This is a genomic window from Sphingobium cyanobacteriorum (assembly GCF_030580935.1).
GTDB classification, from domain to species: domain Bacteria; phylum Pseudomonadota; class Alphaproteobacteria; order Sphingomonadales; family Sphingomonadaceae; genus Sphingobium; species Sphingobium cyanobacteriorum.
On sequence record NZ_JAUQOM010000003.1, the window covers coordinates 371,632 to 389,638 of the forward strand.

Annotated in this window: 17 protein-coding genes; 9 read left to right on the plus strand and 8 right to left on the minus strand. The window is 62.8% G+C overall.

The window, feature by feature from the left end:
* Positions 1-56 precede the first annotated feature (56 nt).
* The 5 genes from Q4610_RS10170 to Q4610_RS10190 form a co-directional block, all read right to left on the minus strand.
* Positions 57-416 (minus strand): YciI family protein, encoded by a 360-nt coding sequence (locus Q4610_RS10170; protein WP_304535822.1) that lies wholly within the window; start codon positions 414-416, stop codon positions 57-59.
* Positions 385-936 carry a methylated-DNA--[protein]-cysteine S-methyltransferase gene (locus Q4610_RS10175; RefSeq protein WP_304535823.1) on the minus strand — a complete coding sequence of 184 codons (552 nt, stop codon included), beginning with the start codon at positions 934-936 and terminating at the stop codon, positions 385-387. Before Q4610_RS10175 ends, Q4610_RS10170 begins: the two co-directional genes overlap by 32 nt.
* 72 nt (positions 937-1,008) lie before the next feature.
* Positions 1,009-2,424 (minus strand): efflux transporter outer membrane subunit, encoded by a 1,416-nt coding sequence (locus tag Q4610_RS10180; RefSeq protein ID WP_304535824.1) that lies wholly within the window; start codon positions 2,422-2,424, stop codon positions 1,009-1,011.
* Positions 2,425-2,426: 2 nt separating this feature from the next.
* Positions 2,427-5,600, minus strand: coding sequence for an efflux RND transporter permease subunit (locus tag Q4610_RS10185; protein ID WP_304535825.1), 3,174 nt, complete (start codon positions 5,598-5,600; stop codon positions 2,427-2,429).
* A gap of 3 nt (positions 5,601-5,603) precedes the next feature.
* Positions 5,604-6,752 (minus strand): efflux RND transporter periplasmic adaptor subunit, encoded by a 1,149-nt coding sequence (locus Q4610_RS10190; RefSeq protein ID WP_304535826.1) that lies wholly within the window; start codon positions 6,750-6,752, stop codon positions 5,604-5,606.
* Between the two features lie 118 nt (positions 6,753-6,870).
* Between Q4610_RS10190 and Q4610_RS10195 the strand changes: the two genes are divergently transcribed.
* Together Q4610_RS10195 and Q4610_RS10200 are read left to right on the plus strand one after the other, a co-directional pair.
* A complete protein-coding gene (locus Q4610_RS10195; protein WP_304535827.1) occupies positions 6,871-7,458 on the plus strand; it encodes a TetR/AcrR family transcriptional regulator in 588 nt (195 codons plus the stop codon).
* 123 nt (positions 7,459-7,581) lie between these two features.
* A complete protein-coding gene (locus Q4610_RS10200) occupies positions 7,582-7,740 on the plus strand; it encodes a DUF2087 domain-containing protein (protein WP_304535828.1) in 159 nt (52 codons plus the stop codon).
* Between the two features lie 7 nt (positions 7,741-7,747).
* Here the strand turns inward: Q4610_RS10200 and Q4610_RS10205 are convergent, their stop codons facing one another.
* The 3 genes from Q4610_RS10205 to Q4610_RS10215 all read right to left on the minus strand — a co-directional run bounded on the left by Q4610_RS10205 (position 7,748) and on the right by Q4610_RS10215 (position 12,915).
* Positions 7,748-10,636, minus strand: a complete 2,889-nt coding sequence (locus tag Q4610_RS10205) for a M16 family metallopeptidase (protein WP_304535829.1) — start codon at positions 10,634-10,636, stop codon at positions 7,748-7,750.
* Positions 10,637-10,760: 124 nt separating this feature from the next.
* A complete protein-coding gene (locus Q4610_RS10210) occupies positions 10,761-12,146 on the minus strand; it encodes a DEAD/DEAH box helicase (RefSeq protein ID WP_304535830.1) in 1,386 nt (461 codons plus the stop codon).
* A gap of 298 nt (positions 12,147-12,444) precedes the next feature.
* Positions 12,445-12,915 carry a pyridoxamine 5'-phosphate oxidase family protein gene (locus Q4610_RS10215; protein WP_304535831.1) on the minus strand — a complete coding sequence of 157 codons (471 nt, stop codon included), beginning with the start codon at positions 12,913-12,915 and terminating at the stop codon, positions 12,445-12,447.
* 96 nt (positions 12,916-13,011) lie between these two features.
* Between Q4610_RS10215 and Q4610_RS10220 the strand changes: the two genes are divergently transcribed.
* The 7 genes from Q4610_RS10220 to miaB all read left to right on the plus strand — a co-directional run bounded on the left by Q4610_RS10220 (position 13,012) and on the right by miaB (position 17,981).
* Complete coding sequence (locus tag Q4610_RS10220; RefSeq protein ID WP_304535832.1) at positions 13,012-13,587, plus strand: NifU family protein; 576 nt, start codon at positions 13,012-13,014, stop codon at positions 13,585-13,587.
* Positions 13,588-13,672: 85 nt separating this feature from the next.
* Complete coding sequence (tsaB, locus tag Q4610_RS10225; protein ID WP_304535833.1) at positions 13,673-14,299, plus strand: tRNA (adenosine(37)-N6)-threonylcarbamoyltransferase complex dimerization subunit type 1 TsaB; 627 nt, start codon at positions 13,673-13,675, stop codon at positions 14,297-14,299.
* A complete protein-coding gene (locus Q4610_RS10230) occupies positions 14,296-14,775 on the plus strand; it encodes a GNAT family N-acetyltransferase (RefSeq protein WP_304535834.1) in 480 nt (159 codons plus the stop codon). Before tsaB ends, Q4610_RS10230 begins: the two co-directional genes overlap by 4 nt.
* A gap of 113 nt (positions 14,776-14,888) precedes the next feature.
* On the plus strand, positions 14,889-15,311 hold the full coding sequence (locus tag Q4610_RS10235) for a Ros/MucR family transcriptional regulator (RefSeq protein WP_304535835.1): 423 nt from the start codon (positions 14,889-14,891) through the stop codon (positions 15,309-15,311).
* A gap of 123 nt (positions 15,312-15,434) precedes the next feature.
* Positions 15,435-15,857, plus strand: a complete 423-nt coding sequence (locus Q4610_RS10240) for a Fur family transcriptional regulator (RefSeq protein WP_304535836.1) — start codon at positions 15,435-15,437, stop codon at positions 15,855-15,857.
* A 6-nt stretch (positions 15,858-15,863) separates the two neighbouring features.
* A complete protein-coding gene (locus tag Q4610_RS10245; protein ID WP_304535837.1) occupies positions 15,864-16,622 on the plus strand; it encodes a lysophospholipid acyltransferase family protein in 759 nt (252 codons plus the stop codon).
* Positions 16,623-16,631: 9 nt separating this feature from the next.
* Positions 16,632-17,981, plus strand: coding sequence for a tRNA (N6-isopentenyl adenosine(37)-C2)-methylthiotransferase MiaB (gene miaB, locus Q4610_RS10250; RefSeq protein WP_304535838.1), 1,350 nt, complete (start codon positions 16,632-16,634; stop codon positions 17,979-17,981).
* The last annotated feature ends 26 nt before the right edge of the window (positions 17,982-18,007 follow it).

The window sequence follows — 18,007 nt, forward strand, 5'->3', positions numbered from 1 at the left end:
ATCCACCGGCAACACGGACCAAGGCCACTTTCATCCTTACCGGATGGCGGGATGCCTCATTCAAAATCCGTCATGTCGTAAAAGGGACGAATTTCGATCTCGCTCGGTCCGGGCATCGGGTTGGGACAGCGCTTCGCCCAGGCGACGGCTTCGTCCATGTCCTTGACCTCCCACAGCCAGTAACCGGCCACCAGTTCGCTGGTGGCAGCGAACGGGCCGTCGATGACTGTCCGGTCGGCGCCGTCGAAGGCCACCCGCTTGCCGAAGGAGGAGGGTTTGAGGCCGTCGGCCGCCTGCAATATGCCGGCGGCGCGCAATGCGTCATTGAAACGGCCCATCGCCGCCATGTCGGCAACCCTGGGCGGATCGCCGCGCTCGCTGTCCTCAGTCGCCTTGACCAACACCATTACCCGCATCGCCAGCCTCCTCCGCCCCGCTCCTTGCCGTATATGCCTTGATCCGCCGTTCAAAATCCAGCAGCCAGCGCTTGGTTTCGACGCCAGCGGCAAAGCCGGTCAGCGCCCCGTTCGCGCCCACGACGCGATGACAGGGTGCAATGATGGAAAGGGGGTTGCGACCATTGGCCGCCCCCACGGCGCGGCTGGCGGCAGGATGGCCGATGGCGCGGGCAATGTCGCCATAGCTGCGTGTTTCTCCATAGGGGATGGTCAGCAGCATCGCCCAGACCCGCCGCTGAAAGATGGTGCCGCGCCAGTCGAGCGGGAGCGAAAAATGCTGGCGCGTGCCGGCAAAATAGCCCGCCAGTTGGGTTTGCGCCTGGTCAAGGATCGGATGATCGTCGCATATGTTCCGCTGCGGCAGGCGGACCCGGTCGAGATCGTCATTTTCCCACAGGATGGCGACCAGTCCATGATCGCTGGCGATCAGGCCGAGGTCGCCGACCGGCGAAGCAAAAAGCGTCTGAACAAGGGTCATGCAAAATCTCCGCTATTCATGGCATCGATAGCGGAGATTTCGGGATGGGGCTTCCCGCAGCTTGCGGTCAAATCATTTCAGGCCGCCGCCCATGGCGCGATAGAGTTCGACCATGTTGCCGGCGCGGGTCAGGCGCGTGGCGAGCAGGCTTTGTTCCGCGCCATAGAGCGCGCGTTGCGAGTCCAGCGTGGTCAGGAAACTGTCCACCCCGGCCCGAAAACGCGCGTCGGACAGGGTGTAGGCAACCCGCGCCGCATCCCGCAGCGATGTCTGCGCCTCCAACTGTTCCGTCATCGTGCCGCGCCGGGCAAGCGCGTCGGCGACTTCGCGGAAGCCGGTCTGCACGCTCTTTTCATAGGTTGCGAGCATCGCTTCATAGGTCGCCTTTGCGTACCGCAAATTGCCCTTGTTCCGACCGAAATCGAAGATCGGCAGCGTGGCCCTGGGCGCGACCGACCATGTCTCGCTGCCACCCGAAAACAGGCCAGACAGCCCCAGGCTGACGGTTCCAAGCGCTGCCGTGAGCGAGATGTTGGGGAAAAACGCCGCGCGCGCCGCGCCGATATTGGCATTGGCGGCGCGCAGTTGATGTTCGGCCGAAGCGATGTCGGGACGACGCAACAATATGTCCGAACTGATCCCGGCCGGAAGAGTGTCCAGTGTCACCCCCGCAGACGGCAGCATGTCAGGCAGGTCCGCAGCCGGAACCGTCACGCCCGCCAGCAGATTGAGCGCATTCTGGTCCTGGGCGACCAGCGTAGTCGCCTGCGCTATATCCGACCGGGCCTGATCATGGCTGGTCTGTGCCTGACGCACCTCCAGTTCCGACGCGATGCCCTTGGCGAAGCGCGCCCTGTTCAGTTCCAGCGACTTTCCAAATGCTTTTTCAAGTTCGCGGGCGATGCGCAGCCGTTCCTGGTCAGCCGCCATGGTGAGCCAAGCATTGGCAACCTCCGCGATCAATGTGGTCTGCGCTGCATTGCGATTTTCGACACTGGCGAAATATTGTTCCTGCGCCGCTTTGCTCATGTTGCGCACCCGGCCGAACAGGTCGATTTCCCAAGCCGAGATACCGACCTGCGCCTGATACACGTCCGTGTTGAGGCGCTGGGGCTGCCCGAACTGAACGAGCGGCTGTTCGGAGTAGGTCGCCGTCCCGGTTGCCCCGACGGTGGGCAGAAGATCCGCGCGTTGCACGCGATATTGCGCCCGCGCCTGCTCGACATTGGCGACCGCCAGCCGAAGGTCGCGGTTGTTGGCCAGAGCGGTTTCGATAACGCGCGCCAGACGCGGTTCGGTAAAGAAATCCCGCCATGCCGTATCGGCGGGCATGATTGCACCTGTGCCGTTCGCTGTCACATAGGCCGGCCCCTGCGGGCTGACCGCGGGCACGGGCATTGCCGGCCGCACATATTTGGGCGCCATATCGCAGGCGGCCAGTGCCAGCGGAAGAGTGACAACCCCCAGCGCCTTGATGATGCGCTTCATCTTCAAGCCTCCTGCGGCGCGTGCGACGTTGCCGTACCGCCTGCTATTTCATGATCTTTATGTTCGCGGAACAGCCGCTTCACGACAGTGAAGAAAACCGGCACGAAGAATATCGCCAGCACCGTCGCCGACAACATGCCGCCGACCACGGCCCAACCGATCGCATTCTGTCCACCTGCGCCCGCGCCAGTCGATACGGCCAGGGGCAGCACCCCAAAGATGAAGGCGAAGCTGGTCATCAGGATCGGCCGCAGGCGCAGCTTGCCCGCCTCCAGCGCCGCCTGTGCCGGGGCCATGCCTTCGCGTATCTTTTCTTCGGCAAATTCGACGATCAGGATCGCATTCTTCGCCGACACGCCGATGGTGGTGATGAGGCCGACCTGAAGATAGATGTCGTTGTTCAGCCCTGCCAGCGTCGCCGCGATCACGGCACCCAATACGCCCAGCGGCACCACCAGCATGACCGCGATCGGCACAGACCAGCTTTCATACAGCGCTGCCAGGCAGAGGAATACGATCAGCATCGAAAGCGCATAGACATAGACCGACTGGCTGCCCGACGAGCGTTCCTCATAGGAAATACCGTTCCAGGCATAGCCCACGCCAGCGGGGAGCTTCGCGGCATGTTCCTCCATCGCCTGCATGGCCGTACCGCTCGACACGCCGGGCGCGGGGGCACCCTGGATATTCATCGATGGCACGCCGTTGAACCGTTCCAGCCGCGCTGGCCCCTGCACCCATTCCGTGCTGGCGAAGGCCGACAGCGGCGCCATGGTCCCGCTGCTGCCACGGACATGGAAGGCACCGATCGCTTCTGGCGATGTGCGGAAGGGCGCATCGGCCTGAACGAACACGCGCTTCACCCGGTCACGATCGATGAAATCATTGACATAGGCGCCGCCCAGATTGGTGCTGATCGTGTCGTTGACATCGGACTGGGCGACGCCCAGGGCCCCCGCCGCAGCCTGATCGACGTTCAGCTTGAGCTGCGGGGTATCCTCCAGCCCGTTGGGACGCACCTGCACCAGCCGCTTGTCGCCAGCCGCCATGCCCAGCAATTGATTGCGCGCGGCGAGCAGCTTTTCATGGCCCAGATTGCCCTGGTCCAGCAACTGGAAGTCAAAGCCGGAGACATTGCCCAATTCCTGTACCGCAGGCGGCACGAAGGCGAATGCCTGCCCCGCCGTCAGCTTGCGAAAAGCCTGGTTGGCACGCAGGGCGATGGAAGCCACGCCATTATCTTTGCCCTTGCGTTCCTTCCAATCCTTCATGCGGGCAAACACAATGCCGACATTCTGGCCCTGACCAACGAAGCCGAAGCCCGCCACGGTGAATACCGCCGCAACATTTTTCTTTTCATCGACCAGATAATGATCCCGCATCCTGGCAAGGGTGCGTTCGGTTTCCTCGATCGTGGAACCTGCCGGCAACGACACCTGGTTGATGACGATGCCCTGGTCCTCATCCGGCAGAAAGCCGCCGGGCAGGCGCAGGAAAATCAGCGCCATGCCAATCGCCAGCGCAACATAGACCAGCATGGTCCGGCCCCAGCGACGCTCAACCTTCTCGACGCTCTTGCCATAACGGACGACGCCCTTGTCAAAGGTTCGGTTGAACCAGTCGAAGAAGCGCCCGAAGATCGAACCGAAACGCCCTTCCCAGCTATGGCCGTGCGATGCCGGCTTCAGAATAGTGGCGCAGAGCGCCGGCGTCAGGATCAATGCAACGAGCACCGACAATATCATCGAGGACACAATCGTGATCGAGAATTGCCGGAAGATAACGCCCGTGGACCCGCCGAAAAAGGCCATGGGCAAGAACACGGCGGACAGCACGAGGCCGATGCCGATCAACGCGCCGCTGATTTCGTCCATCGATTTCTTTGCTGCCTCGCGCGGGCTTAGCCCCTCGGTCTGGATCAGGCGTTCGACATTTTCCACGACAACGATCGCGTCATCGACGAGCAGGCCGATCGCCAGCACCATGCCGAACAGCGTCAGCGTATTGATGGTGAAGCCTGCGGCATGGAGCACCGCCAGCGATCCCAGCAGCACGACCGGCACCGCGATCGTCGGAATCAGCGTCGCCCGCCAGTTTTGCAGGAAAACGAACATGACGACGAACACGAGCAACACGGCTTCGAACAGGGTATGGATCACCTGTTCGACGGACAGACGAACGAAGGTCGAGTTATCGACCGGGAAATCATATTTGACCCAGCCGGGGAAATTTTTCGATAGCCGGTCGACCTGATCCTTCACCGACTGCACCGTTTCCAGCGCATTGGCGCCCGGCGCCAGCTTCACGCCGAAGCCGGCGGCCGGATTGCCGTTGAATTTCGCGCTGAAGCCGTAATTTTCCGCGCCCAGTTCGATCCTGGCGATATCCGACAGGAGCACCACCGATCCGTCGGCATTGCTGCGCAGGCGAATGTTGCGAAACTCCTCTGGCGTTCGAAGCCGCGACTGCGCGGTGACTGTCGCGTTGAGCACCTGCCCCGCCGGCGAAGGCGTACCGCCAATCTGACCGGCCGAAACCTGGGCATTTTGCGCCTGGATCGCTGCTTTGACATCGCCGGTCGTGACGGCGAGGTTCGCCATCTTGTAAGGGTCGAGCCAGATGCGCATCGCATATTGCGATCCCAGCAGCGTGGTATCGCCGACGCCGGTGATGCGGCTGATCGGGTCCTGAAGCGAGGAAGCCACGAAATCGGCAGCGTCCTGCTGGTCATGAATGCCGTCATCGGCATAGACCGCCAGAATCAACAGGAAGCTGGAGGTCGATTTCCCGACCCGCAAGCCTTGCTGCTGCACTTCCTGCGGCAACAATGGGGTCGCCTGCGACAGCTTGTTCTGCACCTGCACCTGGGCGATATCGGGATCCGTGCCCTGTTCGAACGTCAGGGTGATGTTGAGATTGCCCGCGCCGTCGCTGGTGGACGAGAAATAGCGCAGATTATCGATGCCCTTGAGCTGTTGTTCGATGATCTGCGTCGTCGTGCTTTCCAGCGTCTGTGCATTGGCGCCCGGATAACTGGTCTGGATCGTTACCGCAGGTGGCGCGATCTCCGGGAACTGCGCCACCGGCAGCGAACGGATGGCAAGGAGGCCGGCAAGCATGATAACGATGGCGATGACCCATGCGAAAATGGGCCGGTCGATGAAATAGCGTGCCATGACTTAGCGTGCCCCGCCTTGCGCCACAGTCACCTGTTGCGGCGCGCCCGGACGGACGACGGCGCCAGGACGCAGATTGACCAATCCCTCCACGATCAGCCGGTCGCCCGCCTTCAGCCCCTTGGTCACGATCCATTTGTCACCGACAGCGCGATCGACTTCCACCTGACGCGATTCCACCTTGTTGTCCTTGCCCACAACCAGCGCCGTGGCACGGCCGCGCGCATCACGGCTGATGCCCTGCTGCGGCGCCAGGATCGCCTGGGTGCGCTGGCCCTCGACCATCTTTGCGCGGACATACATGCCAGGCAGCAACAGGCCATCGGGGTTGGGGAAGGTCGCACGCAACGTGACCGCGCCCGAACTGGGATCGACCGTCACTTCGGAAAATTGCAGCCGCCCCTCAATCGGATAGTCGCTGCCGTTGGGCAGGATCAGCCGGATACGCACGCCGCCCGCATCACTGACGCCGCCATTCTTTATTGCCTGTTTAAGGTCGATGATCTGCGCGGCGGACTGAGTCACGTCAACATAGACGGTGTCGGTGCGCTGGATCGTCGTCAGCGCGTCCGGCTGGCCGCTCTGAACCAGTGCGCCGGGGGTAAAGAGCGACCGCCCGATCCGGCCCGAAATGGGCGCGCGGATACGGGTGAAATTCTGGTTCACCTGCGCCGCCTGCACCGATCCCTGGCTGGCCGCGACATCAGCGCGGGCCTGCTGCGCGGCAGCGGCGGCATCATCATAATCCTGCCGGCTGACGGCGTTGATCGTGACCAATTCCTTGTAGCGCTGCGCCTGGAGGCCGGTTGATCGGATCGTTGCCTGCGCCTTTGCCAGCGAACCCTTCGCCTGCGCCAGCGCCGCGCGATAGGGGGCATCGTCAATTTCATAGAGAAGTTGTCCGGCGCGCACGAAGCCGCCCTCCTGGAACAGCCGCCGGCGTATGATCCCGCTAATCTGCGGACGCACTTCCGCCGTTTCGAAGGCGGAGATACGGCCAGGCAATTCGTTCAGGAGCGGCGCGGATTCGACCTTCAGCGTCACGACCCCGACGGCAGGCGGCGGCGGAGCAGGCGGCGCGCTTTCGCCGCACGCACTCAGCCCAAACGCCGACGCGCACGCCAGTAGCCCGATGATTGTCCCCTTTTGCATCGCCTGAATTCCATTTCGATGTGGATCACAAATGTGGAATGAACGTTCATTCCGCTTGCCGGCCAAGTAGGATCATGCCAGAGCGAATTCAAGAGAGGAAAAAGCCAAAAGGTGGAACATGGTTGCAGTGCAACATAAAAAAGATGGGAGATCACGGATATTGGCGGCAGCCCGCAGCCTGTTCGACAATTACGGATTTCACCAGACATCAATGGCCGAACTGGCAATGGCCGCGCAGGTGTCGGTCGGCCAGATTTATCGCCTGTTCAAGAGCAAGGAGGACATTATCGAGGCGATAGTCCATGATGATGCCGACCAGTGGTGCCAGGATATGGAAGAAATCCGTACCAGGCTGGATGCCGGTGAACGGACCATCGAGGAAACGTTCGAGCAGCTATTCCGGCACAGCATCGATGAGGAAAAGGAGGCCCTGTCGTTCGACATATTGGCAGAAGGGTTCCGCAATCCGGCCGTTGGCGCCACGGTTTCCGCCATGTGTGTACGATTTCGCAGTTTCATCCGCTATTTTGCCTGCGCCGCCAACGACCGATTGTCGGGCGAAGCCCTGGATGCGGCCGAAGAGGTGACATTGGCATGTTTGTTCGGGCTGGGCCATCGCAGCCTGTCCCGACCGAAACTGGGTGCCGGGAGCACCGCGCGCCGATCCGCCCAGATGCTGGTCGCTGCATTACGCGGTGTGCAATAGACACACGCATTTCGCCGCGACAGCATCACCATCCAGCGCATTGGCAGCTCATTCTTGCTGCATCGCCGCAACCCATCCCGGCTGTCCGACATTGGCGCTGTCAGACTGTTTGGGAGGCAATGCATGACGATGACCGGAATATTCGACCGGGCCTATTTCGCCGAGCGCCTGGAAAGGAACCGCAGGCTTGCGGAAGAAGCGGCCAATCCTGTGATCCGCGACATTCATCTCGAATATGTACGCCTGTATCGGCATCTGATCGAGGAAGAAGTGCCCGTCTGACAGGCGATCAGCGCGCCGCCACCCCTTCCGGCAAAACCACCGCCGACCAGCTTTTGCCCGGCACCAGATATTTGGCAGCCAGCACCTGCAACTGATCCGGCGTCACCGACAGCATATCCTGCGCCATGCTATTCATCGCGTCGACATAGCGCGGGTCGTGGGTCGCGCCTTCCATCTGGTTCATCCAGAAGGCGTTGCCGGTGCTGGCCCGCGCCAGCAATTGCTGCATCGGTGCGACGGCCCGCTGCAACTCATCGGCGCTGACCGGGGTTTTCGCCAGATCGGCGGCGGTGTCCTTCACCACGCCATAGAAATAGGCGATCCTGTCGGGGCGGACCTGGCTGGTGACAAGGATATAGCCGCCACTGTCGTAGGAGAAAGGCCAGTTATTCTGGACATTGGGCGAATAGGCAGCGCCCTCGGTCGATCGCAGCTTGTCGAACAGGCGATCGTTGAAAATCTGGGTCAGGATTTCAAGCTGGCGTCCTTCTTTCTGCAAGGCGAAGCCACCCGCCGTTGGCCAGGCCATGACCGCCGCCGCCTGTTCCTTGTCGCCCTTGTGGCGCAGCACCACCGGCGTTTCGACATGGGCAGGGAAACGCATCGCCTTGTTCGCCGCAGGCACCGGGGCATCAGCACGCGGCGGCAACGCGCCGAAAGTGGCGGCGACCGCCTGGATCGCGTCCTCCGCCTTCACCTGACCGAAAACCTGCACCTCGATCGGGCCGGACGCCAGGATCGGTTCCCATGTCGCACGGAAAGATTCCGGCGTCAGCGCGTCGATTTCCGCGCGCGAAGGCGTGCGGAACCGCACGTCCTTGTCATGCAGCAGCCAGTTGAGGTCGCGTCCCAGAACGGCATCGGGCGCGCGCGACATGGCATCATAGGCGACCGCAGCGCCTGTTTTGACCCGCGCGATCGGCGCGGGATCCCAGCCGGGCGCGGCCAGCTTGGCGGCGAACAGGCGAAGCTGATCCTTATAGTCGGCAGGACGCGTCACAACCTGCATCTCGAACGCATCATCGTCCATGCCAAAGCTCATGCCCATCCGCCGGCCGTTGGTCAGTTCGTCCAGTTCACGCTGGCCCAGCTTGCCGATCCCGCTGGCCACCAGCGCATAGTCGGCGGCCCAGCTCGGCACCGGCGTCGTCGGCGAAAATGCCTGCTGGCCATGGCCGAAGCGGACGTTGATCCGCACCTTTTCGGTTTCGATGTCATTGGCGAACAGGGTCAGCTTCACCCCGTTGGCGAAGATGATCGTTTCCATGCCGGGCAGGCCGATGGGCGTGCGCGACACCACGCTGCCGGCCGGTCCGAACTTGGGCAGGTCGTCCATCGTCACCGGCTTGTCGGCCAGCCGGACATTCGTCGCAGCCTTGACCGGCGCGGCAACGGCAGCGGCCAGGCGGGCGTCGAGCCCCGGCTGGACCTTGCCCGTCACCAGCAGCGCGCGGAACACACCGGCGGAAAAGAGCCGACGCGTGGAAGCCAGGATCTTCTGCGGCGTCATCGCCGGCTTGCCCGCCCGGAATATCTCCACCGCTGCCTGCGGGCTGACCGTGGTTTCACGAATATCGACGGCGCTGACCAGGTCGCTGGCCTGTTTCGATCCCGCCTCTGTATCGCTATTTTCGACCTGGATCGCGAGGGCGGTGTCCATCTGCGCATATTCGCGGTCGATTTCCACCTGGCTGGGTGGAGCGGCCTTGGCATCCGCGATGATGGCCCGCACATCGCTCAGCGCCTTTTCCCAATTGTCGCCGGTCGGCATGATCGTGACAAAGGTGCCATCGACCGATCGACTGACATCCTCCTGCTCGACACCCGCTTGCAGGAAGCTGCCGCCGCTGCGCGCCGCCTGCTCCAGCCGGCGGCTGACGATCTGCAACGCCAGCATGTCGGTCAGCTTGTCCTGATTGTAGACGATCGTGTCGGCATGGGGTGTCCAGGGCCGCAGCCAGGCCATGGTGAGGCCGAGCGGCGTGCCCGGTTCCACGACCACGCGGGTCGCCGGCTGTTTGGGGTCGGGCGCGCCGAAATCCGGCAGTGCCGCGCCCTTGCCCGGCACCGTCCAGGCGCCGAAATGATCCTTGACAAGCTGTTCGGCAACACCCGGATCGATGTCGCCTGCAATCGCGATCACGGCATTTTCCGGGCGATACCACCGCTGGTGAAAGGCTTCGACCTTGGCCGCCGTCGCCGCATTCAACGTGGCCACCGTGCCGATCGGGCTATGGTCGGCCAAAGGCTGGCCAGCGAAGAAGTGCAGCCGGCTGGCGTCGGACAGGCGCATCTGGGGGCCGTCACTTTCGCGCCGTTCGGCTAGCACGACGGCGCGTTCGGCCTCCACTGCGCTGTCGACGATATTGGGATCGGTCATCATGCCGGCCAGAATCTTCATGCTTTCGGCCAGGCCCGCCGGCGTCGCCTGCGGCAGGTCGAGCGCATAGGTCGTGCCGGTCGGCGTCGTCTGCGCATTGCTGTCGCTGCCGAAGGTGACGCCCAGCCGCTGCCAGATGCGCTTGGATTCGCCGTCGGGCACATGGCGCGAGCCGCGCATCGAAAGATGTTCGATATAATGGGCATAGCCCAGTTCGTCTGGCCGCTCCATCAGCGATCCGGCATCGATCCGCAGCCGCACCGACACCTGCCCCGGCGGCACCCCATTGCGGCGCACGGCATAACGCAGGCCGTTGGAAAGCGTGCCGAACCGCCAGGCGGTATCGATCGGCACGTCGCTATTTTCATAGAGCCAGGGACGCGCCTGCGCCTGTGCCGTCCCCTGCACTGCCGTCGGTGCGACAGTCGTATCGGTTCTGGCTGCGAGCGGCGCACCCGACAGGATCAGGGCAATGATGGAAAGCGAAGCGGCCGGATGGCGAAAGGAAAAATGCATAGGCGAAGGAGCCTAACGGCATTTTCCTGAATGACCACTGACAAAAGAGAAGGGCGCGTGTCGCCACGCGCCCTTCGTCAGATCCTTGGGACGGGACAAAGCCACTGCGCCCCGTCATGGCCCGTCAGCGCGGAGCGCCGGTGCGCTGGACCGCTCCCTTGTGCGCACCCACACCGTTGCGACCGCGTCCCCGGCCACGGAAGGGCTTCTTCTCGCCCCCTTCCGCGTCCGTGCGATGCGCCCGGTCAGGCACGCCGCGCTGCTGCTTCTGGCCGTCCTGGTAGCGGCGCTGCCCTTCGGCGCGCTTGGCCTGGTGCGCGGGCGACTGGCTCGGTCCCTTCTTGGGCGCGGCCGGCTTGGGCAGGTTGCGCACCGCTTCCATGAAATTCTCCGGCAGCGGCGCGATGTCGAGCTTCACGCGCGTCGCCTTCTCGATCGCTTTCAGGAAGGGCCGTTCATCGTCCGCCACGAAGCTGATCGCCACGCCCTCCGCTCCCGCACGCGCCGTCCGCCCGATGCGGTGGACATATTGTTCGGGCACGTTGGGGATTTCGAAGTTGATGACATGGCTGACGCCCGAAACGTCGATGCCGCGCGCAGCGATATCGGTCGCGACCAGCAGCTTGACCTTGCCTTGGCGGAACGCCTGAAGCGCGGTGGTGCGCTGGCCCTGGCTCTTGTTGCCATGGATGGCGAAAGCGTCGATGCCCGCGCCTTCCAGGAAGCGCACGACCCGGTCCGCACCATGCTTGGTGCGGGTAAAGATCAGCGCGCGGTCGATATCCTCGGTCTTGAGCACGATGTGCAGCAGCGCCTGCTTTTCCGCCTGATTCACGAAAGTCGCCTGCTGGCGCACGCGCTCGGCCGTGGTCGATTGCGGCGCGACGCTGACCTTGACCGGATCGTTCAGGAACTGCGCGGCAAGCGCCTCGATCTCCTTGGGCATGGTGGCCGAGAAGAAGAGGTTCTGGCGGCCCTGCGGCAACATCTTGGCGACGCGCTTCAGGGGATGGATGAAGCCCATGTCCATCATCTGGTCGGCTTCGTCGAGGACGAAGATTTCCGTGTGGCTGATGGTGAGGGCGCGCTGGTCGATCAGGTCGAGCAGACGGCCCGGCGTCGCGACGACGATATCGACACCCTGCGACAGCGCGCGGATCTGCTTGTTGATCGGCACGCCGCCAAACACGGTTTCAACCGACAGCTTGAGGAAACGGCCATAGTCGCGGAAGCTCTGCGCGATCTGCGCCGCCAGTTCGCGGGTCGGGGCCAGCACCAGCATCCGGCAACCCTTGATCGGCGTCACCTTGGGATTGCGGGCGAAATAGTCGAGGCTGGGCAGCGCGAAGGCGGCCGTCTTGCCGGTGCCGGTCTGGGCGATGCCGCACAGGTCGCGGCCTTCCAGCAGGACGGGAATCGCCTTTTGCTGGATCGGTGTGGGAACAACGTAATTTTTGGAGGCGAGCGCCTTCATGATCGGCTCAGCCAGACCAAGTTCATTGAATTGCATTAGAAAAACTCACAAGTCGGCCATGCGCCAACTTGCTCTGCGGACGCAGGAAGGGCGCGAGGCGGGTTACGAAACGACCCGCGTGAAAAGGGAAGCCTCAAGCTTGGCGCAGACTGTCATTGGCCGGTCCGTGGTCCTCGCCTGACCAGAATGGTCAATTGGGATTGCGGACGATCACGCTGCCAATCGCTGGGGGTCACAAGGACCATCTGCTGCGCTGCGGCGCATATGGAGGAAGCGCAGGCAAAAAGCAAGCAGCCCCGCTTTTCAGCCGGGCCGCCTTGTCAGGCACGGGGAATCAGAGCGCGATTTCGGCGTGCTTGCCCTGCATTTCGCTGCGCACGTCTCCGCCAAACAACATCTTGAACACGCCCGTGATCGACATGTCCGCGCGCCAGATTTCCGCAACGCCAAGGTCAAAGCGCAACATCAGCAGATTGGGATCACTCCGCCCGCCGGGATACCATGCCTCAACCTGCTTGGACCAGTAGCGGTCGATCACGGCCGGATCGCTTTCGGTCGCCAGCGTTCCTTCGATACAGGCGAACAGATTATGATCCTTCGCCACGAACTGCGCCATCGCCGGTCCACCGTGCGCCAGGCGATTATCCTTGGCCGTATAGAACCAGAAGCAATGATTGGCATGGGGGTCGAGTTGCGCCGTCATGGGCAGGCTATGCTCGGCACCGCCTTGCAAGCCGACCATCAGGAACGGGCTGGCCGACAGGTCAGCCCAGAAGCGGTCACGAATGTCGGCAGTGTCAGTCATATTCCATTCTCCTCTGGCTTTTCCTTTCAATCGCCGGGCGTGGATGAAGTTCCCGAAACGCTTGATCTTCCGCGTGACCATCGCCACATGGACGCCATGTTGATCGAGACAGAACTGACGCCCAACCCGGCGACCATCAAATTCCTTCCCGGCCGCGCGGTCATGGGTGCAGGAACGCGCGATTTCGCTTCGCCTGAGGAAGCCGAAGCATCCCCGCTGGCCGACGCCTTATTCGGTCTGGGCGATGTTACCGGCGTGTTTTTCGGCAGCAATTTCGTTTCGGTGACGATCGCGCCGGGATCGCAATGGTCCGATGTGAAGCCCGATGTGCTGGCCACGCTGCTGGACCATTTTTCCGCCAACATGCCGCTGTTCGCGCCGGGAAGCGCCGCCGGCATCACCGTCCCGGCCGAGGCTGAAGATTTTGCAGACGATCCGCAAGACGCCGAAATCGTCGAACAGATTCGTGAACTGATCGACACCCGCGTGCGCCCGGCAGTGGCCAATGACGGCGGCGACATCATCTATCGCGGTTTTGACAAGGGCACGGTCTATCTGAAAATGCAGGGTGCCTGTTCCGGCTGCCCTTCTTCTTCCGCCACGCTCAAGAACGGGATCGAGCAACTGCTCAAACATTATGTTCCCGAAGTGACCGAGGTTCGCGCGGTCTGAACAAAGGTCGGCATTTGCAAATCCGGGCGGATCGATTAACCGCAAAGAGACTCCGCATCCTGTGGAGGCTTGATGGGAGTATCGCTTGCGCCTTCTGGTGATCGACACCGCGACACAGGCTTTGTCCGTTGCATTGCTGGACGATGGAAAGCCGGTCGGACAGTTTCATGAAATCGTCGGACGCGGCCATGCAGAGGCGCTTTTGCCCGCCATCGCCGCCCTGCCCGATGGCGGCAAAGCCGATTCGATTGCGGTCGATGTCGGCCCCGGCAGCTTCACTGGCGTGCGGATCGGCATCGCTGCGGCCCGTGCCTTGGCGCTCGCCTGGCGAATCCCGGTCCATGGCTATAGCACCCCGTCACTGATCGCGGCCAAGGCGGCGCAGGATCACCCCGGCGGTCCCATTGCCGTCACCATCACCGGCGGCCATGGCGAATTGTTCTGGCAATGTTTCGAGGCGGATGGACGCACGGCGATCAGCGCGATCGCTTCGACGCCGATCGCGCTGCTGGCGCAGAAACTGGATGCCTCGCTTTTCTATGGCACCGGCGGGGAGGCCCTGGTCACGGCGCGCGGCGAAGGCGCTGCGGTCAATCTCTACCCCGATGCCGCCGACTATCCGCTGATAGCCGACCTGCCTTCGTTGCCGCCCAGCCCGATCTACGGCCGGGATGCCGATGCCATGACGATGGCGGAGCGTGCCGCATCATGATGGCGGGCGTCGCTCTTGAAACCTATAACCAGGTGGAGCGCAACGCGCTGGCCGACGCTATGGAGGTGATGGTCCGCGCCTTCGATCCGGCCTTTGGCGAAGCCTGGACCCTGCCGCAACTGTCCGGCGTCATGACTATGCCGGGCACCTGGCTGACCATCGCCCGGCTGGATGCCGCGCCGCTGGGCTTCGCGCTGGTCCGGTCGGTGCTGGACGAATGCGAATTGCTGCTCCTGGCGGTCGCGCCGCTCTGGCGCGGGCGCGGGATCGGCGAAATGCTTTTGCACGACAGCCTGCGCACGGCGCGACGCAGGGGAATCACGTCGATGAATCTGGAAGTGCGTTCCACCAACAATGCAATCCGTCTTTATGAGAAAAGCGGCTTTGAATATGTACATCGCCGCCCCGGTTACTATCGGGGCAATGACGGACAACTTCATGATGCGCTGAGTTTTCGCATCGACATGCTGCCCTGACACAATAGGCGCTTGCGCAAGTCACCGGCAAGGTCTAGCGGTTACGCACCGCTCCTGAAACGAATTTCCTAGGGCGGGTCGCACTACATATAGCCTTCGTAGGAAACAAAAAAATGGAAACCGAATCGGCCCAGAGCGAACTGCTCATTACTTTGACGTCCGACATTGTTGCCGCACATGTCTCCAACAACAGCGTCTCCGTTTCTGATGTGTCCGCACTGATCCAGAATGTGCACGCCGCGCTATCGGGCCTCAGCCAGCCCGTGCCTGCGCCGGAAGTGAAGCCGGAACCGGCCGTATCGGTTCGTTCCTCGATCAAGCCCGACTTCATCATCTGCCTGGAAGACGGCAAGAAACTGAAGATGCTCAAGCGCCACCTGATGACGCATTATCAGATGACGCCGGACGATTATCGCGCCAAGTGGGGCCTGCCCGCAGACTATCCGATGGTCGCCCCCAACTATGCCGAACAGCGCCGCAACCTGGCGAAGAAGATCGGTCTGGGCACCAAGCGCCGTCGCGTCCGCGCCAAGTAACAACCGGCAACGATCCAAAGTCGTTCATGCAAGGGGTGCGTCATCGACGCGCCCCTTTCCTGCATGGATAAAAGCCGCTAGGCTTTGCCTGACCCGTCGCCCTACTTCATCAAGCGAGCCTGCATGAACCGCAAAATCGACGTCGAAGCCCTGTGCCATGAAAAAGGGCTGCGCATCACCGAACAGCGTCGTGTGATCGCCCAGGTTCTGAGCGACGCCATCGACCATCCCGATGTCGAGGAACTGCACAAGCGCGCTGCCGCCATCGATCCGGGCATATCCATCGCCACGGTATATCGTACGGTACGCCTGTTCGAGGAAGCCGGCATCCTGGAACGGCATGATTTCGGTGACGGTCGCGCCCGTTACGAGGCCGCCCCCGAATCGCATCATGACCATCTGATCGATGTCGAAACCGGCAATGTCATCGAATTTGTCGACCCGGAACTTGAACAGCTTCAGAAACAGATCGCCGAAAAACTGGGCTTTCGCCTGGTCGATCATCGCATGGAACTGTACGGCGTCGCGCTCGACCGCAAGAATTGATCCGCTTTGGCCAGCATCCGTCGCCTGTTACGGATCGGCGCGCTGGTCGGCGGCCTGCTGGCCTGCCTGATCCCGCATCTCGTCTGGCGCGCCTGCCGCCGCCGCTCGCCCTGGCCGCCCCGCTTTCTGGCGCTGGCGGCCCGGTCTGTCGGGGCAAGGGTTCGGATTGAGGGACGCCCATGGCATGGCGACATGTTCCTGCTCGCCAACCATATAAGCTGGATCGACATATTGGCGCTGGGCGGCGCGACCGGCGCCGCTTTCGTGGCCCATGACGGCATCGCGCGCTGGCCGGTCATCGGCTGGCTGGCGGCGCAGAACAATACGCTGTTCGTCTCGCGCGAGCGGCGCGGCGCGCTGTCGGGCCAATTGCAGGCGTTGCGCACGGCGATGCTGGGGCATCAGCCGGTGGCGCTCTTCCCCGAAGGCACCACCAGCGACGGCAGCGCTCTGCTGCCCTTCAAGCCGTCACTGCTCGCCGTGCTGCTGCCGCCACCGCGCGCAGTCATGATCCAGCCGGTCCATATCGACTATGGTGCGGCGACCGCAGACATCGCCTGGCATGGCGATGAGCCGGCAGGAACAAACGCCTGGCGCATCCTTGGCCGCGCGGGGCCACTGCCCGTCACGATCCGCTTTCTCGAACCGTTCGATCCCGCCGACTGCGCCGATCGCAAGGCGATTGCCGCGATCGCGCATAATCGCATCGCACAAAGCGTTGCGGCGCAACAGCGCCCTTCCGCTTCGGCGATCGCGCCTGTATAGCTGGACGGCATGAATCGTAACGACGCCCAAAAGACTCCAGCGACCTTCCACGTCAAATCCTTCGGCTGCCAGATGAACGTCTATGATGGCGAACGCATGGCCGAGATGCTGGGCACGCAGGGCATGACCGCCGCTGCGGATGGCGCTGAGGCGGACCTGGTCATCCTCAACACCTGCCACATTCGCGAAAAGGCGGTGGACAAGGTCTATTCCGACATCGGCCGCCTGACCCGCGAGGACGGCACGCGCCCGATGATCGCGGTCGCCGGCTGCGTTGCGCAGGCGGAAGGCGAGGAAATCCAGCGCCGCGCGCGCACAGTCGACATCGTCGTCGGCCCGCAAGCCTATCACCGCCTGCCCGACCTGATCGACAAGGTCGGGCGCGGAGAGGCGGCAGTTGATACCGATATGCCGCTGGCATCGAAATTCGGCGCCCTGCCCGCCCGCACGAAGCAGGCGCGGCCTACCGCTTTCCTGACGATCATGGAAGGGTGCGACAAATTCTGCACCTATTGCGTCGTACCCTATACGCGCGGCGCGGAGATCAGCCGAAGCTGGAGCGCGATCATCGATGAGGCGAAGGCGCTGGTCGATGGCGGAGTACGGGAAATCACGCTGCTGGGGCAGAATGTCAACGCCTGGACCGGCGAGGACGACAGGGGCCGCAAGCAGGGCATGGACGGGCTGGCGCGCGAACTGGCGAAGATCAGCGACTTGAAGCGCATCCGCTATACCACCAGCCACCCCAATGACATGAGCGATGGCCTGATCGCCGCCCATGGCGACGAACCCAAGCTGATGCCTTTCCTGCATCTTCCGGTGCAATCGGGCAATGACCGTATCCTCAAGGCCATGAACCGCAGCCATAGCGTGGACAGCTATCTGCGCATCATCGATCGGGTACGGGACGCGCGGCCCGACATCGCGATTTCGGGCGACTTCATTGTCGGTTTTCCCGGCGAAACGGATGCCGAGTTCGAAGATACGCTCAGGATCGTCGATCAGGTGCGCTATGCCCAATGCTACAGTTTCAAATATAGTCCGCGTCCCGGCACGCCGGCAGCCGACATGGACGACCAGATCCCGGCAGCGGTGATGGACGCGCGGCTGGCCCGCCTCCAGGCGGCCATCAACCGTCATCAGGTGGACTTCAACAGCGCCACCGTGGGCCGCACCACCGACATTCTGCTAGAGCGCAAGGGCCGCTATCCCGGCCAGCTCATCGGCAAGTCGCCCTGGCTCCAGTCGGTCGTCGTGACCGCGCCGGACCTGGCCATCGGCGACATGGTCGCAGTCGACATCATCAGCGCCGGCCCCAATAGTCTGGCCGGCGACATCAGCAGGAGGAAGGCCGCTTGAACCAAAGCCTCGTCAGTTCCGCAATC